Source organism: Marinimicrobium sp. C2-29 (assembly GCF_038419845.1).
Lineage (GTDB): Bacteria > Pseudomonadota > Gammaproteobacteria > Pseudomonadales > Cellvibrionaceae > Marinimicrobium.
Genome location: NZ_JBCAQT010000017.1, coordinates 29,469 through 55,575, shown reverse-complemented (window position 1 = coordinate 55,575; position 26,107 = coordinate 29,469). Strand labels below are relative to the sequence as shown.

Below are 26,107 nucleotides of genomic sequence, written 5' to 3'. Positions count from 1 at the left end.
CCAGCTACGTGATTTCGTAGCCCAAAACTACAAGATTTCGTGAATTACGATTTTTAGTCGTTCGAAGAGCATTAAAACAACCTCTAACAGCCTGTTTTTACAGCGTAACCGCCATTCGAGGTCGGCTGGCACGGTATCTGCTACAGCCTAACTGAAATCGACACAAGCGCAATGCAACCGCCCGTGGGCAAAGGCTTTCGTCTATCGCCCGCACCAAACAGGCACGCGCAAACAGATACACACGAACCAAAATGGTTCGAAATACTACTGAGGAGCCTCATTATGAATCACGAATTGATGACCGCCGCCATTCTGGAAGCAAAAAACGAAAAAGGAATGACCTGGGAGCAGATTGCCGAGGCGATCGGCATGTCCCCGGTGTGGACTACCTCCTGCTGCTTTGGCATGAACACCATGCTCGAGGATCAGGCCAAGGCTCTGTGCACTGCATTGGGTCTGGAGAAAGACATCGCGGACGCACTGCAGACCTGCCCTTCCAAGTACTGGGGCGACAGCGTCCCACAGGACCCGCTCATTTACCGCCTCTACGAAGCCACCATGATCTACGGTCCCAGCGTAAAGGCACTGATTCACGAAAAGTTTGGCGACGGCATCATGAGCGCTATCGACTACAAAATGTATGTGGAGAAAGTGGAGGACCCCAAGGGCGACCGCGTTGTGGTCACCATGGATGGCAAGTTCCTTCCTTACAAACGCTGGTAAGGGATGTCCGGTAGGCGCGCCTGAATAACACAGGCACCCGATCAACCCATTCACTTTTTATTTATACCTTTTAGGGGACCATCACTATGTCTTATCTTCAACCCAACGAGTTTGTGACCAAGCTTGTGGATGCCGGCGAAGCCAAGATCTACATGGGCACGAGAGACACGCTGATTCGTGCTTTCATGGCCGGCGCGACACTGGCGCTGGCGGTAATCTTCGCCGTCACCATCGCCGTTCAGACAGGCTCTTTCCTGTTAGGCTCACTGCTATTTCCGGTCGGCTTTTGTATGCTCTACCTGATGGGCTACGATCTGCTAACCGGGGTTTTCACCCTGGTACCTATGGCCTTGCTTGACAAGCGCCCGGGCGTCACTGTGCCCCGAATGCTTAAATGCTGGGGCCTGGTCGGACTCGGCAACCTCGGCGGTGCGCTTTTTATCGCTATTTTTGGTTATCTGAACTTTTCCATGGGCGGCTCCGAGGCAATCAATGAGGTTGGCCAGAAAATGATGGCTGTTGGTGAGAGCCGGACCGTGGGCTATCAGGAGGCCGGTGCGGCCGGTTGGTTGGTGCTTTTTCTGCGCGGCATGTTCTGTAACTGGATGGTCTCCATGGGCGTCGTTGGCGCCACAATTTCCACCCATGTTTCCGGAAAAATCATGGCGATGTGGATGCCGATCATCGTGTTTTTCTTTCTGGGCTTCGAGCACTCCGTGGTCAACATGTTCCTGTTCCCGATCGGACTGATGATGGGCGCCGAATTCACCTTGTATCAGTACGTGGTGTGGAACGAGATCCCGACCGTTCTGGGTAACCTGGTAGGCGGCCTGACCCTGGTTGGTTTGGTGCTGTATACCACACATGTCCGGACTCAGGCGAAGAAGACCTTTGCGTGAGACGTGGTCTGGAAAATGATCGAACAGTGACCTGAACAACGGACGAACAAACATTCACTGTTGGCTCAAACGCAATCGGATCGGCGCCGGGAAAAAATCACGGCGCCGATTTTTTTGCTCACCGATACGCCAGAACCAGTTGCACAATTAAGGCAACCGAAAGCAGGAGAGAGACACCTTTCCAGAAGACCTCCGGATCTCGTTCAATCAGGGGCGGCCTCACCGCATTCACAAACTCGCGCCTGGGGTGGTAAAGATCGTGGATAAACTCCGACACCTCGGCGTAACGCCGGTCGGGGTATGGGTGCAAAGCCTTGCGCAACACCCCGTCGATCCAGGCCGGACAGCTGCGATTGTAGTGATAAACCGGATCGTATTTAAGGCGATTGAGGTCGGCGCGGGTTTGAACCTGGGATGCTTCGGGGCCGTAAGGCAGGCAGCCGGTGAGCATCTGGTAGGTGATGACTCCCAGTGAGAAAATGTCCGAGCGGGCCGAGCCACCCTCGCCCATAAAATATTCTGGCGCCGAGTACTGCTGGGTGCCCAGAACGGGCTCCTCATCGGACCCGATGCTCTCGCTGATTCCCGCCACCCGGACTGCACCAAAGTCGATCAGTTTGGCGGTGCCAACACTGTCAATCATGATATTCTGGGGGCGCAAGTCCTGATGGATCATATCCTGCCGGTGTAACGCCCGCACCCCTTTGCCCATCTGTTCCACCAGCTTTCTGACCTCGGCGAATCGGGCGAGGGGGTTATCACGCATCCACTGGGTCAGGGTCCGGCCTTCGATATATTCGGTTACCACATACAGATAATTCTGGGGATGCGTGCGCTCACGGGCCTGCAACACATAGGGGCTGTCAACACGGCGCGCCACCCACTCTTCGGCCAGGAATTGCTCCAGGGCCACCGGGTCCTCTCGAACGTCAATGGCCGGCACCTTGAGCACCACTGGCTTACCTGTCTCGGTATCCAGGGCGAGGTAAATATAACTACGGCTGCTCATGTGCAGCTCGCGCACGACCTCGAAACCGTCAATCAGGCTGCGCGCACCCAGAGCGGGCGGAAAAAGCAGCTCCGCTGCGTGCTGATGGAGCTCATGAAGTTTGGGCTGAGGAGTCTGATCAACACGCAGGATCTGAACGGTCAGGTTGTCATCACTGCCTTGCTCATAGGCCGCCTTTACGATGCGGCGTGCCGCCGCATCCAGGTCACCCGCGTTATCGGCAATAGCCTCCGTTATCTGGGTGGAGCTCAGGGTTTCATAGATGCCATCTGTCACCAACACAAAGGTATCCCCAGCCGCCACAGCCAAGGTGTGATAGTCGATCTCAACCCGCTCATCCACACCCAGAGCCCGACCCAGGTAGCTTTTCTCAGGCGAGGTCCAGTGGCGGTGATCACGGGTCAGCTGCTCCAGGGAGCGTCCCTGCACCTGATACGCACGGGAATCGCCTATATGAAAAAAGTGCGCCCGGGTGGACTTGACCACCAGAGCGGTAAAGGTGCAAACGTAGCCACGGTCTTTATCGTAACGCGCCCAGCTGTTATTGGTGTGGGAATGCAGCCAGGCATTCGTTGCGTTAATCACCTGGTCGCCGGATTTCTTCACTGACCAGGCAGCCGATGTACAAAAATAGTCCTGAAGAAAGCTTTTAACGGCGGTCTCACTGGCAATGTGAGCCACGTTGCTGGAGCTGATGCCATCGGCAAGCGCCATGGCAATGCCCTTGGATTCCAGCTCCGCCCCCTCGGAAATATGCGCCCCGTGGAAATCCTGATTGCTTGGTTTGGCTCCTGCATCCGAATGTTGCCCAATCGATACTCGCAAATACCCCGCCATGGCGTTCTCTCAAAACCCGTGATCCACTGCCGCCCGCCGATGGAATTGAAGCGGCGACGCCTACCGGCCCTTAGCATAATGCCAAAGGCCTGAAGGCACTAGTGGTCCATGATAAACTGAACCTAATCGCGATGTCCTTCAGCGTACACCAGCCCAAAAAAGGTGTCGGGAGCACCAGCGGCGGTTAAGCCACCTGCAGCGACGCTTCAAGTTCGGCCCGACCCTTGCCCCGTCAAACACCGGCTGGGTGGCTCCGGAGGGCGACCGGCTGATCCCGACGTCGTCTTGGCGGCTTGTGACAGCGTCTCCCCCGGATAGATCCGGACGTTATCCGGCGGGCGGTTCACCGCCTTGAGCAGATAGCGGTAAATATCCCGGTCCAGAAACGCGCCGCTCCGGTCCGCCGCTGCGACCTGCTCCCAATCCGGCTCTCCCTGACCACTGATGGTTGCCAGAACACACCAGTTATCCAGAACAAATAGCGTATAGGCTGAACCAGCATCGCGGACATCCTCTCGTTCGAGCAGAGCAACGGGGCCGTCATAGGGCCAGGCCGCCAGCGCCATTGTTTCCAGCACGGTCATCAGGGTGACGTTGTGTTGCAGCACTGAGCTGTCCCCGGTACAGAGGCCATGGCAGCGTTTGAGCTGGCGGCTCATGCAGGCACCGGAGAAAGACGCGGGCGTCACCACCACGTGATCGCACAGGCCGGCGTCCTTACCGGCCGATATCAGCGCCGAGCGCGCCTTTTTCACCGATGGAAAGAGCCCGTACATGGGGCGCTGACGGCTGGCCTTGGGCACCTCGATGACCCCCGGGCGAAACAGCCCCCGGCCATCGTCCTTCAACTGCAGGGTGTAGAGTCTGCTCACCCGGCGCAGGCGCCGGTTGAACAATGGCTGACGGGTTTTAATCTCTTGCGCCTCCAGCAGCAGCGCGCTCAGCTCCCCAGTGGTGGAGCACACCTGTACATCCCGAACTTGCCGGTACAGCGCCCTCTTCCGTGCAGTGGCAACATCAGACCTACAGTGCGAGAGCACACGCTTGCGCACATCCACACTTTTGCCCACATAAAGCAGGTTGGCGTTTTCGCCGTAAAAGTAATACACACCCGGCCCGCTGGGTAACGCATCGAGCGTCGCCCGATCCAGGCCCGGCCTTTCTGGATTGAGTTGAGTCACCATTGCACACCTTTACTCTTGTCCTGCGCCGAGGGGAAGCGCATGCTCCGCACAGACACCGTCTTTTACATCCTCATACCATCAAGTACGAAAGCGCCGACGTTTTGGATTTGCAGAACGGAGGGTACCGTCTGCAGAAATTGTGACCCACATCTCGCTTTAAGGAACCTATCGCTATATGTAAAAACCTTCTTTATTGTTTTTATGACTATATGCATATAGTCTTGTTGACAATCTCCTTCTGTCGCTATACCGTCAGTCCCGTAGTGTCGGAACACGCAAGGGTTGCCATCCCAATGTCACAATAAAATCAACACGGTGGCACCGGCTCAATAACGCGTGTTCGCTACAGACAGGATCCGTCTTGCAAAGGCCACTTCCTCACGCTCGGTATCGATGGAGAAGCGCTGCCCGGAGATTCATAACAACTATTTTCCGCCTGACGCTCCTGTTGCCCAGAAGAATACGAGGTTCACGTTCTTCGTCCAAAAAACTCACTTCAACAGAAGGGTAAATCTTTATGAGTTTCTTAAGCCTTAAAACGATAAGCACAACCGGCAAAGGGCTGGCTGCCACGCTGGCATGCGTTGCAGCGCTTGGTACGACAACCGCACAGGCGCAGACTGAAACCCTGACAGAAAACGCTCAGGGCACGCACGACGGTTTCTTCTATTCATTCTGGAAAGACAACGGCGATGCCTCTTTCGGACTGGGAGAAGGCGGTCGCTACACTTCCCAGTGGTCCAACGCCACCAACAACTGGGTAGGCGGGAAAGGCTGGAATCCCGGCGGACGCCGAGTGGTCAACTACTCTGGCAGTTACAATGTAGATAACTCCCAGAACTCCTACCTGGCACTTTACGGCTGGACCCGCGATCCGCTGATCGAATATTACGTGATCGAAAGCTACGGCTCCTACAATCCATCCAGCTGCACCGAAGGTCGTCAAACCTATGGCACCTTCGAAAGCGACGGCGCCACCTACGAGATCGTTCGCTGTGAACGCATCCAGCAGCCTTCGATCGATGGCACCCAGACATTTTATCAGTACTTCAGTGTTCGTCAGCCCAAGAAAGGCTTCGGGCAGATCAGCGGCACCATCACCGTGGGCAACCACTTTGATGCCTGGGCCGCCGCCGGTCTGAACCTGGGGAATCATGACTATCAGGTCCTGGCAACCGAGGGCTACCAGAGCACCGGCAGCTCAGACATCACGGTCAGCGAAGGCAGTGGCGGAGACACCGGCGGTGGCGATACCGGAGGTGACACCGGCGGCTCCGACGGCGGCACCACCGGCTCTGGCGATAACACGCTGGTCGTTCGCGCGGTAGGTACGTCGGGCAGCGAGCAGCTGCGCGTGAACGTGGGTGGCAGCACCATCGAGACCCTGAGCCTGTCCACCAGCTGGCAGGACTTTACCGTCAACACCGATGCCACCGGCGACGTCAACGTCGAGCTGTTCGACGATCAGGGCGAAGGCTACGAGATCCGCGTGGACTATGTTCAGATCAATGGCGACACCCGGTACGCCGAAGACCAGAGCTACAACACCAGCGCCTATGAAGGCGAATGCGGCGGCGGCTCCAACACCCAGTGGATGCACTGTGATGGCGTAATCGGCTTCGGCGACATGTCTGGCGGCACCACCAGTGGCGGCGGCAGCACCGATGGCACCACGACCAGCGGCGACTGTTACTGTGACTGGTACGGCAGCGACATAGCCAGCTGCGAAAACCAGGACAGCGGCTGGGGCTGGGAAAACAACCAGAGCTGCATCGGGAACAATACCTGCAACGACCAGGGCGGTGGTGGCGGCGTCGTGTGTAACTAAACGAACCCGCACCCCATATCCCACGCGCATCCCGGCTTAAATGAGCCGGGATTGCGACGGGAACCCTAAAGGGCGGATCTTTCCGCCCTTTTTTTGTACCAAAAACCAGCAAATAATACCGTTTCGAAATTAACAGGAAGGACATGAATTATGATTCGAAATACGTAGAGTGAATTACTTTGCAGAAACGTCATTTTTCTGCACACACCATATTTCGTTTGCTAGCCTATCTCCTGTCGACACGCTTTCTCTGCGCCAATGCGCGCTTGGTCGTCATTTTGAAAAATCCATTCGGCAATTCAAACCAAGAGAGCTTAAAATGATAATGAATAGTCTCAACAAGCCATCCCCAACGTTCACTCAATGGTTCTTCTCAAAGCGCTTGCTTCAATGCGTCTCTGTTGCAGTGGGTCTTTGCATCAGCGCGCTGTGCGCGGCGGTTCCTCCGCTATCAGTAGAAGGTAATACAATTGTCAGTAACGGTGAACCCGTCAGCCTCGCCGGCAACAGTCTGTTCTGGAGTAACAATGGCTGGGGCGGAGAGAAATTCTATACAGCGGGTACCGTGCAATGGCTGAAGGAGGACTGGAACAGTAGGCTCGTTCGCGCCGCCATGGGCGTCGAGGACGAGGGCGGTTACCTGGACGACCCCCAGGGTAATAAAGCCAAGGTGACCACCGTGGTGGATGCCGCCATCGCCAATGATCTCTACGTGATCATTGATTGGCACTCCCACCACGCCGAGCAGAACCAGAGCGAAGCCGTCGCCTTTTTCGAGGAAATGGCACAGACTTACGGCCACCACGATAATGTCATTTACGAAATCTACAATGAACCCCTGCAGGTGTCCTGGAGCGGAACCATCAAGCCCTATGCCGAAGCCGTGATCAGCGCTATTCGAGCCATTGATCAGGACAACCTGATTGTGGTGGGCACACCCACCTGGTCCCAGGATGTGGATGCGGCCGCCCAGGATCCCATTACCGGTTACGACAATATTGCCTACGCCTTGCACTTTTACGCCGGCACCCACGGTCAGTCTCTGCGTGACAAGGCCAGCTCGGCCATGAACAGCGGCATCGCCCTGTTTGTGACCGAATGGGGCACGGTCAACGCCGATGGCGACGGCGGTGTAGCCAGTGCCGCAACAGACACCTGGATGAACTTCCTGGAAGCCAACGACATCAGTCACGCCAACTGGTCCATCAACGACAAGGAAGAAGGGGCGTCGGCTCTGGTTCCCGGCGCTAGCACCACCGGCGGCTGGAGCGGGTCGGACCTGACCGCCTCGGGTAATTATGTCCACAACCTGATCCAGAACTGGACCGGCGATGATGCCATTGGATCGGGCTCAGGCAGTTCAAGCAGCTCATCGAGTTCCTCCAGCAGCTCGTCCAGCAGCGGCGCGAACCTGCCGGCCCGGATCGAAGCCGAGCATTACGACGGCGCACCGGTGGAAACCACACCGGGCAACAGCGGCTCGCCCACCGCCTGCGAATACCGGGGTCTGGATGTGGATGTGGAAGATTCCAGTGAGAGCGGATGCAATGTGGGCTGGACAGAGCCCGGAGAGCAGTTGACCTACGACATTGCTGACGCCGACGAAACCTATGACGTCACCTTTCGGCTAGCTTCCATGGACGCCGGACAACGCGTTTCGCTCTATGTGAACGACACCCTGACCGATACCATCAGCAGTGATGGCGGCGGCTGGCAGACCTGGACCGACAAGGAGATTGCCGGTGTCTATATCCCTTCCAATGCCGTCATTACCGTGGAGTTCTACGATGGCGCCACTAATCTGAACTATATGGACTTTTCCATCAGCGACGGCGGCACCAGCGAACCACCGGCCGAGGAACCACCAGAAGAAGAGGAACCGCCCACAGAAGAGCCTCCGGCCGATGGCGATTTCCCCTGTGATGACAGCAACGCTGCACGCGTAACCAATGGCGGCACCACCAGCGTTTCCCAGGGCCATTGCCTGGTCTACAACCACGGCAGCGGCAGCATCCGTCTGGGCACCTGGAGCGCCAGCGGAACCAATGTCTATGACATACGCAATTGCAACGGCATCGTCATCGCCAATGTTGAACAGGTATTGAACGACTTCAGTGTTGTGGATACCGGAACCAACAACTGCGATCACTATATCCATGTGAAGCAGACCTCGGGAAGCTACAACCTGCAGCTTGGCAGCTGGTAGAAGCCGGCCCAATGGCGGAACCCCAAAGCCCCTCCGGTCGGCCGGAGGGGCTTCTCATGTATGAGGGCCGGGACATGATCCACCATAAGCACTTCTCGGGACATTCCCGACCTTCCACGTTACAATCTCCTGCGGGAGGTTTTATGCAACGTACGTTATTGATCATCGGCATACTATTGATTCTGACCGCTCTGGCCTGGCCCTGGTTGAAACACCTTCCACTGGGTCGACTGCCGGGCGATATTGTGATTGAGCGCCCCGGCTATACCTTCTTTTTCCCCATTACCACGATGATACTGGTGAGCGTAGTGCTATCGCTCATCGCGATGTTTTTCCGGCGCTGATCAGGCAGGTATCACGGGTAAAGGGAACGGCTTCGAACAAATCGCTCGAGACGCTCAGCGTGTTGCCCCGCTTGCGAGGATCTCCCAGAACAAAAGTCGTTTTCCCGGCACGACTCATTGCCTCCGCGACGCTTTTGCTGCCAACTTTGTTGACATACATCTCCTCGCTGTATTGATCAACACCCAACCAGGCGGCATCCATTGAGGAAGCCAGTTCCGGGACCTGGCTGTCCTCAACCAGGTGCGCCGCCACACCCAGCTCCTGTAGCTCCCGGTACTGGGCCACACCTTCGCCGCCGGGTTCCGAGCGTGTCTGCCAGACGTTGACCCCTTCGTAATCTTCGGTGACACGCCTGATGGCCTCCAGCAGCATCCCGCTGCGGCTATGGGTAAGAACGTTGCGGTTACTCCAGTCTCGCAACTCACTCAACCGGGTGGCGACCCGACGGGGGAGGTCGCCCCACTCTCGCTCATATTGGCGGAGTGAATCGAAGAACGTGGGACCAATGGCAGGCTCCAGGGTATCAAGCAGGTGATGGACCACTACCATCGAGCCATCAATGTGCCGGAGCCGCCCAAAGGCCCACCGCAACTGCCGCTCGTCCGGGTGGTTGTTTTCAACGCAATGAAACGCCCTCTGGATGCGATCCACCAGTTGGGAAGAGCCGCTATCCCGGTCGGCCAGGATGTCAATGATCTGCCGCTCAAACATAAGGCACACTCTATTCAATCGAGCTGAACTGGACCTTCGACCGCAATCGTGAAAGCCCCGTGATTTTATAGCAGCCCTGGCACTCTCCGTCGAGTGCAGCACTCAACATGGGCTCCACTCGGAGCTGTTGCGCCACGCCCCCGGGTTTAGGGCGCCCAGTTGTTGAGCAAGGCAACAGCCAAGGCCACTTCCGCAAATGTAACAACTGTAAAAGTCATTTACAGAGAATATATCGCAAATGATAATAATTACCTTTTAGGCAACCCTTAAAAGGATCTGATTTCCATGCGACACAGCTCTCGTCTGTCAGCCCCCCGTTTCACACTTCCCCTGACCTGTCTGAGCCACCTGACGCTCTGCGCCGCCCTTGCAAGCCCGGGTATGGCCTTGGCCCAGGAGGACTCCTCCGCCGGAACCGACGAATCGGACAACCCGAGCGAGCGCAAAGCTCAGGTGCGCACGCCGGCCACTGAAGAGCTGGTGATTGTGGGCCAGCCGCTGGACAGCCTGCTCGACAGCGAGGATCTGGCGCGCAAACAGGCCAACGACCTGGACGATGTGTTCTCCGGCATCTCCTCGGTGCTGGTGGGCGGCTCGGTCGGCGCCGCGCAGAAAATCTATGTACGCAACCTGGGGGAAGACACACTCAATATCACGGTCGACGGCGCCACCCAGTCGGGTGTGACCTATCACCACACCGGCCGCATATCCATTGAGCCGGAACTGCTCAAGCAGGTGGGCGTTCAGGTGGGCGCCGGTGAGGCCACCAATGGACCCGGCGCCCTGGGCGGCGCCATCCGGTTTGAAACCAAGGACCCGGAGGATCTGTTGAGCAGCTCCCAAAAAATCGGCGGCATGCTCAAAACCGGTTATTTTTCCAATACCGACGGACACAAGCACAGCGCGACTGTCTATGGCCGGCTCAGTGACCGGTTCAGTGTGATGGGCAGTTTTGTCACCGCCGACCAGGGCAACATGGAAGACGCCGACGGCAACGAACTGACCGGCACCAACTCCGAGCAGGACCTGGGTTTTGTGAAAATGGTCAGCGACCTGGGCGCAGGGCACCGGCTCAGCCTGAGCCACGAACACCTCTCCGAAGAAGGCGACAAACTCACCCGACCCGAGTGGGCCGAGGGACCGAGAAACCCGCTGCGACACCTGGAGTTTGAACGGGAAACCAGCACCCTGAACTATCAATGGGATGTGCCCACCCGCGAGGCGGTCAACCTTGAGGCCAACCTCTACAACACCGTCTTTGAGATCTACCGCCCCTGGGACGATTACACCAGCGCGGTGGACAGCCAGGGGCTGACCCTGAAAAACACCAGCCAACTGGCCGACCACAAGCTGATTTACGGCGTGGACTACCGGGACGATGAAGTCACCGCCGGAGAGGCTTCTTCCGACGACGAATTCAAGGAAACCAGCGAGGTACTGGGCCTGTTTATTCAGGACCGCTACCAGGCCACCGAGGCGTTGTTGTTGAGCTTTGGTACTCGCTATGATGAATTCACGGCGACGGATAAAGAGCGCAACGAGTTTACCTCCGAAGGCTTCAGCCCCAACCTTGGGTTTTCCTATGAGGCGACCTCGCGCCTGACGCTCAGTGGCGGCTATGCCGAAGCACTGCGTGGTGTGGAAACCAACGATGGCTTCAAACTCTTTGGCACCACCAATGATCCGGACCTGGAGGCCGAAGAAGCCAAAAACCTGGAGCTGGGGCTGGACTATGAACTGGCCCGTTTTACCTTCTCGGCCGGGGTTCACGATGTCACCATCGAAAACGCCATCGGCAATGCCGTGCCCTGGTCTCGCCACTACGAAAATCTGGGCGATCTGGAATCGGAAGGTTACACCCTGGCACTGAGTTACAGCGGCCGGAAACTGTTCAGCAAAGTCAGCTTTCTGGACACCACCGCCGAATTGGATGGGGAGCCGGTGACTCGCTATTCCTACGGTTATCTGGGCACCTCCACCGGCGACACCCTGATCATCGACACCTCCTACCAACTCACGCCCGCCATCGATATCGGCTGGATCGGTACTCTGGTGGATGACCTGAACGATATTTATGTGGAAGCGGCCGAGGCGAGCATCGACAAACCGGGCTATGGCGTCCACGACCTGTATCTGCACTGGGCGCCATCGTCGACGGATAATCTAACCCTGACGCTGACCGTGAAAAACGCCTTCAATGAACAGTATCTGGACCACGGCAGCATCGAGGATTTTCGTCATGTGCCCGACTACGAAGCCATCGTCGGCTACCCGGCGCCCGGGCGAGATGTGAGAGTGAGCCTGGCGCTGCGCTTCTGATGCCCTTGAGGTTGTGATGCTGTTGGATGTCATCTCCCGATGTATGGCGGCTTTGCTGGGCGGCTACGCCCTCAGCATTGCCTTCTCGCTGCTGGTTGGCGTCCTCCTGCCGGTGGATCGGGCCCAAGCCACGGTGACCGCCCTGTTGCTGAGCTTTGTTGTGTATACTGGTGCCTTTTTATGGGCGTTTGGGGTGCGCAGCCATTGGCGGGCCTGGACCGGTTTGCTGATTCCCGCCGTGATATCGGCAGGCATCAGTTTTGCTCTGCTCGGTCATCAAGGTGGGGCTCTGCCATGAAGTCGGCGTTTCGCACCTCCATGACCTGGCTGCACCGCTGGGCCGGCATTGTGTTCAGTGCCTTGATGTTTTTTATCTTCGTGACCGGCACCCTGGGGTATTTTCATTTCGAGCTGGACCGCTGGCTGAAACCGGAGCGGCCTCTGGCCATGAGTCTGCCCACAACCTTTACGCCCTCCCCCGAGCTCAGCGTGTTCCGCATCCCCACGGACCGCGCCCCCACAGACAAGGGACCGCGCACCATCTCCACCGCCGAACTGATCCGGCTGGGTGTGCAGCGCCTGAAAGAACAGGCACCTGACGATGCGATCTGGTGGGGCATCATTTTACCGACCGAGCGCAACGGCAACTTCTGGGTTGAGTGGCAGCCCCCGCGCGGAGAGGACGGCCAGAGGCCGGAGCGCGAGGCTCAGTATCTGGATCTGAGCCGGGAAGAACCGCTCTGGGTTCAACCCCGTCAGACCGGCGGTGGCGAAGCCTTGTACCGGTTGCACTGGCGCCTGCATTACCTGCCTGACATCGCCGCCTACTGGATTGTCGGGCTCTGCTCGCTGTTGATGCTGGTGGGGTTGGTGACCGGAGTGATCATTCATCGGCGTATTTTTCGGGAGTTTTTTACGCTCCGGTTATATCGGGGCGCCCGCTCCTGGCTGGACTTTCACAATTTAAGCAGCGTACTGGCTCTGCCATTTCAGATCATGATTGTCTACAGCGGCCTCTTGTTTTTTGCGCTGACGTTTATGGAGCCGATTGTCAGTGCACGCTACGGTGACGAGGGCGTTCGGGTATTTCAGCACGAAGCGTTTCCCGACGATGAGCCCGAACCGCGTGCGGGCGAGCCCGCCGAGTCCGTCCCCATTCTGCCTCTGTTAACGCTCGCCCAGCGCGAGTCAGGCCAGCGCATCGTGCAGATCTACATACTGTACCCCGGCGACATCAGTGCCCGCCTTTCATTTTATCTGCCGGAGCCCTCGCCCGCCGAATATCAGGGCAAGCCCCATCGGATCATGTACCGGGCCAGCACCGGTGAGCGCCTTGAAGGCGGCACCCAACAATACGGCGGCGCCGCCTCGGTAGAAAAAACATTGATCGCATTGCATGAGGGGTTGTTCGCCGATTGGCCATTGCGCTGGCTGTACATTCTCTGCAGTCTTCTGGGCATCCTGATGATTGCCACCGGCATTCTGTTCTGGCTGAAAAAACGGCGGAGTCGGGACCCCACTGCCTATGCGACAGTGGAGCGGTTTTATGCCGCCGTGCTCGTCGGTCTACCCACCGCAATTGCCCTGTATTTTCTGGCCAATCGCTTATTGCCCGCCCATTGGCCCGCCCGGGCCGACTGGGAAATGCACAGTCTTTTTCTCGGCTGGCTGGCACTCGGCTTGTATGCCAGTTGGTGCCCGCTCCACGCTGTGTGGAAAACACAACTCACCTTCGCAGCTCTGGCCTGGGGCTCGGTTCCCGTGGTTAATGCTCTGACCAGCGACCGCCACCTCGGGGTGAGCCTCGCGGCGGGCGACTGGGTGTTGGCGGGGGTCGATCTGAGCGCGCTGGTAATGGCCCTGAGCTTCGGACTCATGGCGCGCCATGGCAGCCGCCGTTCAGTCATGGCAACCGAATCTCGTCGGCAAAACCTTGAGGAGGTCTCATGTTAACGGTCCCAGCGGTGCTTCTGGTGTCCGTGGGCTTGCTCGCGTTGTCTTTGCCCCACCACTTTCGCACCCTCAACCCCGCCATCGCCCGCCGCCCGGATCAATTTCGTCCCATCGCACTCGGGCTTCGGCTGTGTGGCTACACCCTGATGCTGGTATCGATCGCGCTGTCGGCGCGCCAGTCAGGCTGGGCTCTCGGGCTGACGTATTGGTGTGGGTGGCTGGCGCTAACCAGTCTGCTCGTGGCGCTCGGTCTCAGCATTCGGGGGCTTGTCACTCGAAGCCAAAAACATCGCTCCCTCACCCGTTAATCGAGCGCCAGTAACAATTCCCCTATGCCCGGCATTGATAGCCCGTCTCCCACCGACGCAATTGCTGACAGTCTGAGCGAATCACCGTATGCGGGTCCGGGCCGAACCACTCGAGGGAGGCACTGTGCACCCGGTCGGCGGGCAGTGCGTCAATAAACCGCAACAGGTCGCAGGCACCATCAAACAACGGCACCATGCCTTCGCGATCACCCGAGGCGGAATAGACATTGGTCGGAGCGAACACCGGCAGCTGCTCAGCGGCGCGGATGTTTTTCAGATGCAGATGCCGGACATGAGGCACGAGTCGATGCCAGGCGCTCACCGGATCCTCGTGCGCTTCCCACAAATGCAACACATCCATGTTGACTTTGAGCGCCGGGTGATCCACATCGGCCAGCAGCGCCAGGGTAGCATCGGTGGTGTCCGCCTGGGTGTTGGGGTGGGTTTCCATCAACAAAGTCATACCGGCGTCGTCGGCCTGCCGACAATAGTCCCGAAGCTGTGCCACCAGGGAGCGTCGCTCACTTTCCGTGGTAGCGGCGCTGGCTTTGTGCCCGGCAAACACCCGTATTTGTCGGGTGTTCCAATGCTCGGCGAGCTCACACAGCTGCGCCAGTTTTTCTTCGCCGTGTTCCGCCGGCCCCGTAAACGGCAGGTAATCACTCAGCATGGAAACCCTAAGGTTCATGCCATTGAGCCAGTCGCCGTTCAGATGCGGTTGATGGCTCAAGCCGCGGGCGTGGGCACCCCACAATTCAATACCATCAAGCCCCGCCCGAACCGCGAAGGTTGCCAACTCGGGCAGCGACACCAGATGATGACGAAAGCTGATGGTGCAAAGTGACAGATGCATCATGACAATACCTCCTTCGCGGTTTCCAAGCTGGAGGAAAACATCGGCGCTCGCCAGGCTTGATAGGCTTCATTGAGCGCCTGTTTGATCCGGCATTCCCGGGCGTTTTGCGTGGCTATTTCGGCCCAGAGGGCATTGAACCCATCCGAGCATGGCGCCTCGGAAAATTGACTGGCGACAAACAGCAAACGGTCGTAGCCATTGGCCAACTTTTCGATGGATTCGCACCAGTGTTCAAATTCCGGCTCCGGGCGTTCGAGCGCGCGCCAGAAATAGGCAAAGCCATGCTCGTAGGCGTATTTGCGAATGCCCAGAACCGGCAACTCGGACAGCGCCGCGCCCAGATCGCGGGGATGCAAGGAGGCGTCAGAGGTATACGCCGAAACCACTTGCTGCACGGCGTCGGTCAGCCCGTTGCGGCGAGACTGAAAACAGGCATCGAAATAGGCCGCCACATCCGCCGGGCGAGGCGTGCGAAGCGTTGAGACATCCAGACGATAACCTCCCGCTACCGCGGGCGACTCAACCGCGTGCAAAACCCGCCGTCGATCGAGCGCGCCCTCCCAGCGAAAATCCGGGTCCCACATCCAGAGCCGATCCACACCGTCGGTTTCTTCCAGCAATACATAGTGGGGGAAGGGATTGATCCTGAAACGGTTTTCCCGCTCCGGCAATCGGTACAGATCCAGCATCACCATCAGGTGCTCCGATGAACGCCCTTCGGCCAGAAGACTTTCCAGCCGTTCGACGTTTTTTCTCTTGCTGACATGAGGGTCGTACCAGGAATGGACCTGAGCGCCATATAGCCGGGAGAACCAGGCGAAGAAGTCGTCATGGTTGACGTCCGCCGTGTGGTAGCGAAGCCGGTGCTGATCGTCGATGAACACGGGCGCATCCCACACGCCAAAATACATGGGCCGATGATCAATGGCGGCTTCTTTGACCGGATGACACAGGCAGCTCACCACACAATGCACTTTTACATCCAGCTCCGGCTCACCCACAGTGGGCGCCGTCTCGCCGGTGACCATACGTTGAAGATCGGCCACCGTATCGAGTGCTTGTCCGCTCAGCGCGCTGTCGGGAATGCTGTAGTGATATTCTTTTTCCAGCAGCACCAACACCTGCATCAGCTCAACCGAGTCCAATCCCAGGTCAAACAATAGATGGGTCTCAAGGCTGATCGCCCGGGAAGCCAGCCTGGGAAAATGCTCCCGAACCAACCGTTGCAATGAGTGGACAAAACTGGATTCTATCGGCGACGTCATATCAGGCCGCCCCCTGTCCTTGAACCGCTTCGCCGCCCTGGCCATATTGCCGGCTCAGTTGGCGCCGACTGATTTTGCCATTGGGTAGACGCGGCAGCTCCTCGCGGTAGCGCACCCAACTGGGCCATTGATGTCTGGCCAGGCGCCCGGCACACCAGCGGCGTACTTCGGTTTCACTGAGATTGGCATCCCCGGTATAGAATACGCCGATGCGCTCCCCGGCCAATGCATCCTGTACTTTGAAGGCTACGGCATCGTGAATCCCTTCGTGGTCCGTCAGTGCATCTTCCACTTCCCGGGGATAGACGTTCAAACCGGACACGACAATGGTGTCATCCAGCCGACCGCAAAAATGCAGCTGGCCCTGTCGATCCAGATAGCCTGAATCGCGTGTGTGAATATGGCGCTCGCCCTGCAAAACCACCACTTCACCCGGCTGCTCGGAAGAGGTGCCCGCAACAATACCGCAATGGCCCAGCGGCTGGCCCACGATGCCGGATTCGGCGGGATCGCGGGCCACCGCGACGCAACCGGCTTCGGAACAGCCGTACTGTTGCCAGAGCTGGGCCGTCATCTGGGACAGCGCCCGAAACCAACGGGTGGGCATAGCGCTGCCCGATGTCATCACCCCGTACAGCGGTCTGTCCGCCGGCCAAAGATCGATCAACGCTTTGATAAAAGTGGGTGAACTGTAGAGCACCGGCTTGCGGTAGCCGCTCAGAATCCGAATCAGATATTTGGGGTTCCAACCGCTGACAATATGCGGCGTCTGCCCGCGCGCCAGCGTCGCCATCACACCGCAAATTAACCCGTAGGAGTGAGTCACCGGACAGGCCACTACCGGCACCACATCATCTTCAAAGTCCAGAGCGCGGTTGTAATGCTCAATCTCCGTGGCGATCTCGGACCAGCGCCGCTCCACTCGCTTGGGCGCGCCGGTGGTACCCGAGCTGAACTGAATCAGGGTACCACTCGCCCGATCGTCAGCGGCCTGCTTGTCGAGGGTAAGCCGCTGAATATTCTCGGCCAGCTGCCACACCAAACCGTCGCATTGCAGTTGCCGGGCCTTTTCCAGAGCACCCGCTTTGGGCGTGTCCGGGTGAATCGGGGCGACGGACCGACCGCGGCGCTGACAGAACAGTGCGACAGCCAGCCATTCGAACAGATCCTCTGTGACCACGGCGAGCCGGCGGCATTCATTGAAGCCGTCGTTGTCGGCCAGCTGACGCCAGCGATTTTCCAGGTCCTGTTCACTGTAAAACTGATCGTTGATATAAAACATGATTCGCTCCCGACGTCATTGGCCCATAAACGATTACCCTGTGAACAGTTAATCCCCAGACAACTGATCGACAAATAAAGGGTTGCGTACCTCGTGGTGATACTCGTTTTCATGGGGACAGAGTTTTTTGCGCAACAGCGACTCCACCCGAATCGACCGGGCGTCATGACCAATGGCCGCCCGTCGCTCGGCGTCGGCGTAGCCGCTCTCGTGGTAAACCGACAGGCAGTTTTGAAGCAGTGTCCAGAAATCGGATTCCGGCAATTGATAGAAGCGCTCGCACAATGCGGCCAGTTCGCTCAGGTGAAATACAAAGAGAGTGTCCATGTAGAGTTCGCGCAACGCCTCCACCGAGTCCATCCAGTAATAGTCATTGGGGGTGGCCTCAGCGTAGTGGGGCTGTGTTTTAAAATCCGGCGCCCGCTCCGGCTGGGCCAGAAAGGTTTCCACATACTCCAGACTTTCGTGGAAATCACGCAGGGCCAAACGCGCCGGCCAACCGTCGGTGTGAATCAGAATGCTGTTCTGGGCGTGAGCCTCCAGCGCCACACCGTGCTCCACCAAAAGGTGCCAGACCGGGAGCACCAGGGTGTCGAACAGCTGCGCCAGCCAGGGCGTGACGCCATAACGTGTCACCCAGGGTTCGATAAACGGTCTGCCATCGGCTTCCACCGCCGCCAAAGCGGTCATGGGCACCGCCGCCTCTTCAGACTGAAGTCGCGCTTCCACACTCTCACGCCAGATCACCCCGAACTGACAGAACGCCGGATCAGCCGCTTCAAACACATTGGCTTCCAACACTCGCGCACTGGCGAATTCTTCCAATATCACCAGCGGATGGCGCTGGAAGAAATCATCGTCGGCCACCAGTCCGGCAAGCCAGCGGGACACAGCCGGCGCCGAGTCCACCCCGTGACTCAACAGCGGACGGCGGGCCGAGGTACTGACAATATCGAGGGGCAGCTTGACGTTGGCCCGGGTCGGATCGCTGTTATTGAGCAGCGTGCGGATCGACTGGCTGGCCCGATAGCCGTCTCCGGGCTGTCCCAACTCGAGAATCGAGCGATTGGCCAGGCGCAGCTTCGGTGCCAAGCGGTTGTGCCATTGCCAGGGGTGCACCGGGAGGAATTGGTATTGATCCGGGTCGCCACCCCGGGATCGGCAGCGGGCTCTCAATGACTGCCACAAAGGCCAACCCAGCTCCCGGCACCAGAAGTCGTCGGTTCGGGCAGCGCCACTGAGCACCACCATGGATTTGGGAACCGCGAGCCACTGCAGCCGGATGGCTTGCGCCGCTTCCGGACTGTAATTCTGATGGTCGGACAGAGTGAAACCGGTGCGCGCCTTGAAGCAGGGATGATAAAGGTGGCCCTCGGTCAGGGCGCTCTCCAGGTCGGCAAAGTTCAAGTGTCGCCGATCCGTTTTGGGCTCAAGATTACGGTCGTTCCACTCCGACCACTCAATCGTCTGTTGCAGCTCATTCCAGAAGCGTCGTTTGGGCCCGGGCTCACCCGGTAGTGCATCCACCAGTTCGCGCAGAAACTCCACGAGATTCACCGGTCGTGTCTGCAATCCCAACCGCCGGAGGCTGTCGATATTCAACCGGACCCGATCGAAGCCACCGCGTTTGCCACGACAGCTGTACCCCCGTCCTCCCAGGCCAAAGTACACCGTTCCCCAACCAGGCTTGTCCCGTTTGCGTTTGAGACTCGGTGCAATCACACAATCCACCAGGCCTTCATATAAAACCGCTTCCAGTGTCTGGCGCACCACTCGCTGCCAGGCCGGACTCAAACCCGGGTTTTGCCCGGATTCGGAAATGACGGATTCCTCAGCGTCCAACCTCGGCGATGACGAAGAAACATCAAGCATATTCCACCTCCCTGCCGCACTCGTAGTGACGGTTTTCGATTTTTAATGGATTGTTAATGGACCCGTAACTGGCCAACTCCAGTTCAGCCTCAAGCTCGTCAATATCTTCCACACGGGTCAGTAAATTGGCTTTGGCTGGCAGGCTGGGAGCACTCAGCAGGCGCTCAACCAACAGACGCCCATTGCCCGAGAGCGTCATCGCCAACACGTCCAGCTTTGCCTGCGCGATCGCCAACAACCGGGCTTCGTCCACCAGTTGATCGGCGCCCATTCGATGAATCACGGAGAACAGCTGATTGACGATCAGGTAGTAACCAAACCGATCCGCAATCATCTCCGGCGGATAGAACAATTCGCGGTTGCCATGCAGCTCGGGTTGCCACTGCAGCAGCTGGGATCGCTCGTTGTCGGCCAGGTAAAAACCCTGGTTGTCGCGATAGAAGTAGGCAGTGGGATAACCGTCTTCGAGCTGCAACAGACTGTTTTGCTGGTGTGCTTCCAGGGCGATGCCATGCCAGTCAAACAACAAAATGCAGGGCTCAATGGCGCAGTGCCAATAGGCTTCAAACCAGTCCAGCGCCACCTGGTCCGGCGCCCGCTGCTCTTTTGTCGCCTGGGTAAGCACAATTTGTTTGAGCGCGGAGGCGGGCTGGTCCGGGTGCCAGGCATCTTGTACCAGGGCCGCGAGGCAGGCGATCGGCTCGCTTGGGTCAACTGCGAAAGGGTTGTCCCGGATGATGGTTTCAAACCCGCTCTCCTCGCCCCCCGGAGTTTTCACCGTCAAGTAGGCAGGATCCAGAATGATCTGGAACTGCGGGAAGCGGGCGGAGAAGGCGAGCTTTTTCAGCAACCCCGCCATCAATACACCGGCGCGCAATTCGTGATTTTTATTCTGGCGCAGAGAGTTGGTGATCTTTACCGGTAAAGACAGTTTGAACATCCAGGGCTGGTCGGGCGCGTACAGGGTCCGTACCGATGAAGTGGCGCGGTAGTGCGGACCCAACGGGCCCAGGTCACGCACCCGTCCCTCGAGCAACCATTCCCGCACCTGGGGCCGGGACATAAGCCATTGGGCCTGGAGCGGATGGGTAGGTACCGGCACTTCTTGGCCGGCCAGGGCGTCCGCCTCTTCCCCCAGCGTTTGACGTGTCAGCCCTTCAACCGACTCCGGCAAGACCGATTGCTGCTCCACCAGATCCCGATGTACGGCAAAGTAATGCAGCTGAAATTCTCCCTGAAGCTCGGGCGTCAGCAGTTCGTGCTGCCATTCCAGAATGCCCTGACGACTTTTGGGCGTCGGGTGTAGCCAGTGTCCGAAGATCAGGCTCTGCTCCGCCGGACAGAACGTCAGCGGCGGAGTAAACGGCTGTTGCCAGCGCTGCTCCAGATAGCGCGTCATGTTCTGCAGACTGTCGGTGAGCCGGTGGGTCAACTCCAACTGCCGATGTTTGAGCCGGCCGCTGACGGCGCTGCCTTTGATGGAAACGGCGCGGTTGTGAAAGAGCTCCTTCACCAGCAGCAGAATCACGCTCCAATAGCCTTCGGGTTTCAGTTCGTCGTTTTGCCGCACAAAGGCCGAAACAATCTGGTGCCGCCCCACTTCCGAGCGGTAAAGAACGTCGAACAGCAGCACCGTCTGTTGGCCCGGCAGACGCAAACGCAACAGCTGCTTCCCCTCCAGGCTCAACGACGCGGAGGGAAACTGTCGGCGAAACGAGCGAGCAGACACCCATCGCCCGGCATCCACTTCCCGCAGGTAGCAATTCACAAAGGCCTGGAATGAGGCCTGTTCGGCAATGTCTCGGGCTTCGGCCATAGGTCGTTCCTCCTGGCTTCCTGTGAAAGGTGACTGAACCCGAGTATATTAGAACGATTCTCATTGTCATTTAATTTTACGCTTGTTACACAGTGTGGCGCGCAAAGCGGAATTAGGGCGAGGCGACAAGGAGGCATTATTGAGGGACAGAAAGGCGAGCGCGAGCAGCAGGGTGAAGGCTTCGGCCAGCGGCAACGACCATAGAAAATGCACAGAAAGGCCCGCACTGACAATGACAAAGAGGAAGGCCAGAGGCAGCACCAGACTACGAGAGAGGGAGATCAAGGCAGAACACAGGGGCCGCTGCAGCCCGGTAAACCAGGCGGAAAACACCAGATTGGCGCCGGTCAACAAAAACACCGGGGCCACGACGGGCCAGAAAGTCCGGGCGGCCTCAGCCGCCCCCCGGCTGTCCTCGGCAAAAAACCACCGGCTGACCGGCTCGGCGCCCAGATGAACCAGGCCATAAAGGGCCGCGCCGCCGAGCACCACGGTCCAGAGACCGCAGCGGCGAAAGGCCAGGGCCCGGCCCGAAAGCCCGGCCCCCCGGTTATGGCTCACCAGCACATGCACCACCTCGGCCACCGCGCAGCCCAGCATGACATTCACCAGCAGGCTGTAATTGATCAGGGCAAAACCGGCAACGCCGTGTACCCCGTCCGCCCGAGTCAGTAGCCAGTGAATGGCCAGCAGTACCAAGCCGGCGGAAATCTCGTTCACAAACTCGGAAAAACCGTTGAGGCTGTTATTCAACAGGCGCTTCCACTTGAGTCCGCGCAGGCGCCAGGTCAAGGCCCGCTGTGCTCGGCAGAAGCCGAAAAGAAGCAGAGCAAACTGGATCACTTGGGCGAGCAGTGTGGCCCAGGCTGCCGCCCGCAGATCCAGCTTGAATCCCACCAGCAATACTACATCGAGGACGATATTGACCGCCGCACCCGCCAGTAGTGCTCGACTGGCCGATGCGGGGTGACCGCTCATACGCAGAAAATAGTAAAGCACCACCGCCACCAACTGCGGCGGTACGCCAAGCAACAGGATATAGAAGTAAGGCGCCACCAGCGGGCGCAACGCCTCGGGTACCGCCAACCAATCGAGCAAGGTGTGGGTAAACGCAAACCCCACCCCCACGATCAGAGCGGCGAATACCAGCACGGCACCGAGGCTACGAACAAAAGCGGCGCTGGCCAGATCGGCACGCCCCGCTCCCAGTTGATGGCCTGCTTCGACGCTCCCGCCAATGGCCAGCATCAGGGCCACACCAAACAAGAAAGTGAAAAACGGAATCAGCAAATTGACCGCGGCCAAGGCCTCGGGGCCGAGCATCTTGCCCACCACTACCCCGTCGACTATGGCGGCACTGGAGAGCGCCAGCAAGCCCACGACCGAAGCTCCCACAAACCGAAGAAAGGTAGGCAGCACCGGACCCGTCGTCATCGGGGAGGTACCGGCCCAATTCGCCGACGGCTCCTCGGCGCGGTATTGAGCCACATCCGTTGCGGAGGAGTTCATTCAGAAACCGGGCGCTCCCAAACCAGCACGATCTCGTCGTCCGGCAATCCGCTCATGGGACCCAGATGACGCTCCAGAGTCTGTTCCACCTCGGCCAGTTCGGTGCGACTTCCCGCTTCACATTCCAGGCAAAGGGCGTGCGGCGTCGCTCGCAGAATGGCCGTGCCGACCGCGAAGTCGACGAAACCCTGAGCCGGTTCCCATTGGGCTTTCACTTTGTGGCTAAAGTGTTTGCACAGCCGGTGCAGGACACGCCCGGGATCGGACAAGGGCACCTGGGCGCTGGAGGTGTAATAACCGGTCGTCATTTCAAACGTTCTCCCTGAATTCGTGACTGGAGTTGAGATCGTGGTTGGGCGTGAGGTCGTGATCGGGCACCAGGGCCAGGCGATAGCCCCGCCCCCGGATTGTCTGTAGCGCGTCGGGCGGCATGCCCGCCCCCAGCAGCTTTTTGCGGACGCGACTCAAGTGCATGTCGATGCTGCGGTCATCCCGGCAATAGGACTTATCGAGCACCCGCTCATGCAAATAAGCCTTGCTCAACACCTGGTTGTGGCAAAGCCCCAGGCGCCAGAGGAGTTTGAATTGCACCGCCGTCAAAGTCAGCGTCTGACCGTTGTACAGCGCCGAGCGGTCCGCCCGGCAGAGCACCAGGGGGCCCACCACCAGATCATCGGTGACCGCCTCCGGCGCCGGACGTCGGCTCACCCGCCGCAACAGAGCGTCGCAGCGCAGCGCCAGCTCGAGGGAATCGCAGGGTTTGAGGACAAAGTCATCCGCGCCGCGACGAAACGCGTCGATACAGCAGGCGCGGTACTCAGACAAGAAGATGACGGGCAACCCGCCGCCCTGGCGCAACTCCGCCAGCAGCGGCCAACCCCCTTCCGGCGGCAGATCACCAGAGAGCAGAATCAGGTCGATGGCGGACTCGCCCAGCCGTTGCCGTACGCTCTGGCCATCCACGCAGGGTTCGACGCCATAGCCCTGCCCGCGCAGGGTGTCGATCAGACTCTGTCGGAAGGCCCCATCGCTGTCGGCAATCAGAATCTTTGCCCTGGGGGGCGGGCTGGGCATGGGCTCCATTGTGCCTCCGGTCGCTCTATCCATCAATAATGATAATCATACTCATTATCATGAACAATGCAATGCGCCACTTCACATTTGAGTAGAACGCCGGCTTTACCGGCGACGGGATCCCGGTTATCGTTGGTCGCTAATTCCATACCCACCCCATTAAAAAAGGAGCCATACGCCATGGATCGCGCGCAGGAGCTGTTGCAACAGACCTTCGGATTGAAAACCTTTCGCCCCGGCCAGCGGGAGGTCATTGACGTTCTGCAAGAGGGGCGCTCGGCCCTGGCCATCTTCCCCACCGGCGGTGGCAAGAGCCTCTGCTACCAGTTGCCGGCACTGCAGTTCGACGGGCTGACCCTGGTGGTCTCGCCCCTGATTGCCCTGATGAAAGATCAGGTGGATGCGCTCAACCAGTTGGGCGTGCCGGCCGCGCGCCTGGACTCCAGCCGCACCGGCGATGAGGTGAAGGCCATCTACCGCGGACTGGACCGGGGTGAACTCAAGCTGCTGTACGTGGCGCCGGAGCGGCTGGCCAATGAGCGTTTTCTCGCCCGCCTGGCGCGACTGAACATCAGCCTGATGGCGGTGGATGAAGCCCACTGCGTGTCCGAGTGGGGCCACAACTTCCGCCCCGATTACCTGAAACTGGCGCAGCTGGCCCGCACCCTGAACGTCGGGCGAGTACTGGCGCTGACCGCGACCGCCACCCCCAAAGTGGCCGAGCAGATCTGCCGCAACTTCGACATTGCCCCCCAGGACCATATTCAGACCGGCTTCTACCGGCCCAACCTGCACATCGGCGTGAGCCCCTGCACCAGCCGCGAGCGCAATCAACGGTTACTCGAGCTGTTGAACCAGCGGCCGGCCGAGCCGGCCATTGTCTATGTGACACTGCAGAAAACGGCCCTGGCCGTGGCCGAGTTTTTAAGCCAGCAGGGTTATGCGGCCCGCCCCTATCACGCCGGTCTGAAAGACGAGGAACGCAGCGCCACCCAGGAAGCCTTCATGACCGGCGAAACGCCAATCGTGGTGGCTACCATCGCCTTCGGGATGGGCATCGACAAGTCGGACATCCGGGCGATTTACCACTACAACCTGCCCAAGTCACTGGAAAACTACATGCAGGAGATCGGCCGCGCCGGTCGGGATGGCGGTGATGCCCGCTGCGAGCTGCTGGCCTGCCGGGACGACCTGACCGTGTTGGAGAATTTCACCTACGGCGACACCCCGGACCCGAGCGCCCTGGCGGAGCTGGTGCACTGGCTGTGCACCCGGCCGGACGAGTTCGATCTGTCCACCTACGAGCTTTCGCAGCAGTTCGATGTGCGACCGCTGGTGCTCAACACCCTGCTGACCTATCTGGAGCTGGAGGGCGTGATCAGTGCCACCGCACCCTTTTACACCGAATACAAAATCGCCTTCAGCCAACCGCAAGCGGACATACTGGCCCGCTTTGACGCCGACCGCGCCGGGTTTCTGCAACAGGTGTTTGCCACCGGCAAGGCCGGTCGCACCTGGCTGACCCTTAAGCCCGCCGAGGCGGCGCAGGCGCTGGGCGAAGACTCGATGCGAATTGTCAAAGCCCTCAATTATCTTGAGCAACAGGCACTGATTGAACTCAAGGTCGCGGGGCTGCGCCAGGGCTATCGCATGCAGCAGCGCCCGGAAGACATCGAGGCGCTCAACGAGCGCATGGCCCGTCTGTTTCAACAGCGGGAGGAGCGGGATATTGATCGACTGCACCGGGTGTGCGACTGGGCGGAGAGCCCGGGATGCCTGCAGCAGCCGCTGATGGCCTACTTCGGGGAGACGCTGGAACAGCCCTGCGGCCGCTGCAGTGGATGTCGCGGCGAGCACCGAGCCCTTCCGCCACGCCATACCCGGCCAGTGGATGAACGCATCCTCAAAGCCGTCATTGATGAACAGCACGCGGCCCTCGCTCAGCCCCGGCCTCTGGCGCGCTTTTTATGCGGCATCGGCAGCCCCAGAGCGAGCCGCGCCAAGCTGGGCCGGCACCCCCGGTTCGGCGCCCTTGTGGACACTCCGTTTACCGAGGTGCTGCACGCCTGCCAGCAATGGCTCGACAGGGGATAATGTAGTGGGCCGCGCGG

General features: G+C 59.0%; 20 protein-coding genes and 1 pseudogene. 10 read left to right on the top strand and 11 right to left on the bottom strand.

Going from position 1 to position 26,107, the window contains the following annotated elements; translation table 11 throughout:
- Window positions 1-282 precede the first annotated feature (282 nt).
- Together cynS and AAE484_RS15595 are read left to right on the top strand one after the other, a co-directional pair.
- Entirely contained in the window at window positions 283-723 is a 441-nt protein-coding gene (cynS, locus tag AAE484_RS15600) for a cyanase (protein ID WP_341939355.1), read from the top strand.
- Window positions 724-809: 86 nt separating this feature from the next.
- Complete coding sequence (locus AAE484_RS15595) at window positions 810-1,622, top strand: formate/nitrite transporter family protein (protein ID WP_341939354.1); 813 nt, start codon at window positions 810-812, stop codon at window positions 1,620-1,622.
- A gap of 118 nt (window positions 1,623-1,740) precedes the next feature.
- Here AAE484_RS15595 and AAE484_RS15590 read toward each other — a convergent pair whose 3' ends face one another.
- A complete protein-coding gene (locus AAE484_RS15590; RefSeq protein ID WP_341939353.1) occupies window positions 1,741-3,456 on the bottom strand; it encodes a protein kinase domain-containing protein in 1,716 nt (571 codons plus the stop codon).
- Window positions 3,457-3,674: 218 nt separating this feature from the next.
- The gene (locus tag AAE484_RS15585) at window positions 3,675-4,652 is read right to left on the bottom strand and encodes a GIY-YIG nuclease family protein (protein WP_341939352.1); all 978 of its coding nucleotides are present in this window, start codon (window positions 4,650-4,652) and stop codon (window positions 3,675-3,677) included.
- 517 nt (window positions 4,653-5,169) lie between these two features.
- Here AAE484_RS15585 and AAE484_RS15580 point away from each other — a divergent pair.
- The 3 genes and pseudogenes from AAE484_RS15580 to AAE484_RS15570 form a co-directional block, all read left to right on the top strand.
- Window positions 5,170-6,333: pseudogene (locus AAE484_RS15580) on the top strand (glycoside hydrolase family 11 protein); the annotation flags it as partial.
- A 466-nt stretch (window positions 6,334-6,799) separates the two neighbouring features.
- Window positions 6,800-8,686: a cellulase family glycosylhydrolase gene (locus tag AAE484_RS15575; protein WP_341939351.1), complete on the top strand. Its 1,887-nt coding sequence runs from the start codon at window positions 6,800-6,802 to the stop codon at window positions 8,684-8,686.
- 143 nt (window positions 8,687-8,829) lie between these two features.
- Window positions 8,830-9,030 carry a DUF2905 domain-containing protein gene (locus AAE484_RS15570; protein ID WP_341939350.1) on the top strand — a complete coding sequence of 67 codons (201 nt, stop codon included), beginning with the start codon at window positions 8,830-8,832 and terminating at the stop codon, window positions 9,028-9,030.
- Here the strand turns inward: AAE484_RS15570 and AAE484_RS15565 are convergent.
- A complete protein-coding gene (locus tag AAE484_RS15565; protein WP_341939349.1) occupies window positions 9,005-9,742 on the bottom strand; it encodes a hypothetical protein in 738 nt (245 codons plus the stop codon). The two genes, AAE484_RS15570 and AAE484_RS15565, sit on opposite strands and share 26 nt — an antisense overlap.
- Before the next feature lie 285 nt (window positions 9,743-10,027).
- On the opposite strand from AAE484_RS15565, the gene AAE484_RS15560 reads away from it, so the two are divergent.
- The 4 genes from AAE484_RS15560 to AAE484_RS15545 are packed head-to-tail and all read left to right on the top strand — an operon-like array spanning window position 10,028 to window position 14,322.
- Complete coding sequence (locus AAE484_RS15560; protein ID WP_341939348.1) at window positions 10,028-12,061, top strand: TonB-dependent receptor; 2,034 nt, start codon at window positions 10,028-10,030, stop codon at window positions 12,059-12,061.
- Between the two features lie 16 nt (window positions 12,062-12,077).
- Window positions 12,078-12,359, top strand: a complete 282-nt coding sequence (locus AAE484_RS15555) for a DUF3649 domain-containing protein (protein ID WP_341939347.1) — start codon at window positions 12,078-12,080, stop codon at window positions 12,357-12,359.
- Window positions 12,356-14,014 (top strand): PepSY-associated TM helix domain-containing protein, encoded by a 1,659-nt coding sequence (locus tag AAE484_RS15550; protein ID WP_341939346.1) that lies wholly within the window; start codon window positions 12,356-12,358, stop codon window positions 14,012-14,014. The genes AAE484_RS15555 and AAE484_RS15550 overlap by 4 nt, the downstream gene beginning before the upstream one ends.
- On the top strand, window positions 14,008-14,322 hold the full coding sequence (locus AAE484_RS15545) for a DUF3325 family protein (RefSeq protein WP_341939345.1): 315 nt from the start codon (window positions 14,008-14,010) through the stop codon (window positions 14,320-14,322). The genes AAE484_RS15550 and AAE484_RS15545 overlap by 7 nt, the downstream gene beginning before the upstream one ends.
- 22 nt (window positions 14,323-14,344) lie before the next feature.
- Here AAE484_RS15545 and AAE484_RS15540 read toward each other — a convergent pair whose 3' ends face one another.
- From AAE484_RS15540 to AAE484_RS15505, 8 genes are all read right to left on the bottom strand, one after another.
- Entirely contained in the window at window positions 14,345-15,178 is an 834-nt protein-coding gene (locus AAE484_RS15540) for a sugar phosphate isomerase/epimerase family protein (RefSeq protein WP_341939344.1), read from the bottom strand.
- Window positions 15,175-16,443, bottom strand: coding sequence for a DUF6005 family protein (locus AAE484_RS15535; protein ID WP_341939343.1), 1,269 nt, complete (start codon window positions 16,441-16,443; stop codon window positions 15,175-15,177). The genes AAE484_RS15540 and AAE484_RS15535 overlap by 4 nt, the downstream gene beginning before the upstream one ends.
- A gap of 1 nt (window position 16,444) precedes the next feature.
- Window positions 16,445-17,725: an AMP-binding protein gene (locus AAE484_RS15530; RefSeq protein WP_341939342.1), complete on the bottom strand. Its 1,281-nt coding sequence runs from the start codon at window positions 17,723-17,725 to the stop codon at window positions 16,445-16,447.
- Between the two features lie 48 nt (window positions 17,726-17,773).
- Window positions 17,774-19,597, bottom strand: a complete 1,824-nt coding sequence (locus AAE484_RS15525) for an IucA/IucC family protein (RefSeq protein WP_341939341.1) — start codon at window positions 19,595-19,597, stop codon at window positions 17,774-17,776.
- Window positions 19,590-21,413: an IucA/IucC family protein gene (locus AAE484_RS15520; protein WP_341939340.1), complete on the bottom strand. Its 1,824-nt coding sequence runs from the start codon at window positions 21,411-21,413 to the stop codon at window positions 19,590-19,592. The genes AAE484_RS15525 and AAE484_RS15520 overlap by 8 nt, the downstream gene beginning before the upstream one ends.
- 66 nt (window positions 21,414-21,479) lie before the next feature.
- A complete protein-coding gene (locus tag AAE484_RS15515; protein WP_341939339.1) occupies window positions 21,480-22,922 on the bottom strand; it encodes an MATE family efflux transporter in 1,443 nt (480 codons plus the stop codon).
- Entirely contained in the window at window positions 22,919-23,230 is a 312-nt protein-coding gene (locus AAE484_RS15510) for a DUF2218 domain-containing protein (RefSeq protein WP_341939338.1), read from the bottom strand. The genes AAE484_RS15515 and AAE484_RS15510 overlap by 4 nt, the downstream gene beginning before the upstream one ends.
- 1 nt (window position 23,231) lies before the next feature.
- On the bottom strand, window positions 23,232-23,996 hold the full coding sequence (locus tag AAE484_RS15505; protein WP_341939337.1) for a response regulator transcription factor: 765 nt from the start codon (window positions 23,994-23,996) through the stop codon (window positions 23,232-23,234).
- 180 nt (window positions 23,997-24,176) lie between these two features.
- On the opposite strand from AAE484_RS15505, the gene AAE484_RS15500 reads away from it, so the two are divergent.
- Entirely contained in the window at window positions 24,177-26,090 is a 1,914-nt protein-coding gene (locus AAE484_RS15500; protein ID WP_341939336.1) for a RecQ family ATP-dependent DNA helicase, read from the top strand.
- The last annotated feature ends 17 nt before the right edge of the window (window positions 26,091-26,107 follow it).

Excerpts from the sequence above, each read along its gene's own strand:
- AAE484_RS15570 (WP_341939350.1), top strand. The coding sequence starts at position 8,830 with ATGCAACGTACGTTATTGATCATCGGCATACTATTGATTCTGACCGCT.
- AAE484_RS15555 (WP_341939347.1), top strand. The coding sequence starts at position 12,078 with ATGCTGTTGGATGTCATCTCCCGATGTATGGCGGCTTTGCTGGGCGGC.
- AAE484_RS15560 (WP_341939348.1), top strand. The coding sequence starts at position 10,028 with ATGCGACACAGCTCTCGTCTGTCAGCCCCCCGTTTCACACTTCCCCTG.
- AAE484_RS15515 (WP_341939339.1), bottom strand. The coding sequence starts at position 22,922 with ATGAACTCCTCCGCAACGGATGTGGCTCAATACCGCGCCGAGGAGCCG.
- AAE484_RS15510 (WP_341939338.1), bottom strand. The coding sequence starts at position 23,230 with ATGACGACCGGTTATTACACCTCCAGCGCCCAGGTGCCCTTGTCCGAT.
- AAE484_RS15550 (WP_341939346.1), top strand. The coding sequence starts at position 12,356 with ATGAAGTCGGCGTTTCGCACCTCCATGACCTGGCTGCACCGCTGGGCC.
- AAE484_RS15520 (WP_341939340.1), bottom strand. The coding sequence starts at position 21,413 with ATGGCCGAAGCCCGAGACATTGCCGAACAGGCCTCATTCCAGGCCTTT.
- AAE484_RS15535 (WP_341939343.1), bottom strand. The coding sequence starts at position 16,443 with ATGACGTCGCCGATAGAATCCAGTTTTGTCCACTCATTGCAACGGTTG.
- AAE484_RS15545 (WP_341939345.1), top strand. The coding sequence starts at position 14,008 with ATGTTAACGGTCCCAGCGGTGCTTCTGGTGTCCGTGGGCTTGCTCGCG.
- AAE484_RS15540 (WP_341939344.1), bottom strand. The coding sequence starts at position 15,178 with ATGATGCATCTGTCACTTTGCACCATCAGCTTTCGTCATCATCTGGTG.
- AAE484_RS15585 (WP_341939352.1), bottom strand. The coding sequence starts at position 4,652 with ATGGTGACTCAACTCAATCCAGAAAGGCCGGGCCTGGATCGGGCGACG.
- AAE484_RS15575 (WP_341939351.1), top strand. The coding sequence starts at position 6,800 with ATGATAATGAATAGTCTCAACAAGCCATCCCCAACGTTCACTCAATGG.
- cynS (WP_341939355.1), top strand. The coding sequence starts at position 283 with ATGAATCACGAATTGATGACCGCCGCCATTCTGGAAGCAAAAAACGAA.
- AAE484_RS15505 (WP_341939337.1), bottom strand. The coding sequence starts at position 23,996 with ATGCCCAGCCCGCCCCCCAGGGCAAAGATTCTGATTGCCGACAGCGAT.
- AAE484_RS15525 (WP_341939341.1), bottom strand. The coding sequence starts at position 19,597 with ATGCTTGATGTTTCTTCGTCATCGCCGAGGTTGGACGCTGAGGAATCC.
- AAE484_RS15565 (WP_341939349.1), bottom strand. The coding sequence starts at position 9,742 with ATGTTTGAGCGGCAGATCATTGACATCCTGGCCGACCGGGATAGCGGC.
- AAE484_RS15595 (WP_341939354.1), top strand. The coding sequence starts at position 810 with ATGTCTTATCTTCAACCCAACGAGTTTGTGACCAAGCTTGTGGATGCC.
- AAE484_RS15530 (WP_341939342.1), bottom strand. The coding sequence starts at position 17,725 with ATGTTTTATATCAACGATCAGTTTTACAGTGAACAGGACCTGGAAAAT.
- AAE484_RS15500 (WP_341939336.1), top strand. The coding sequence starts at position 24,177 with ATGGATCGCGCGCAGGAGCTGTTGCAACAGACCTTCGGATTGAAAACC.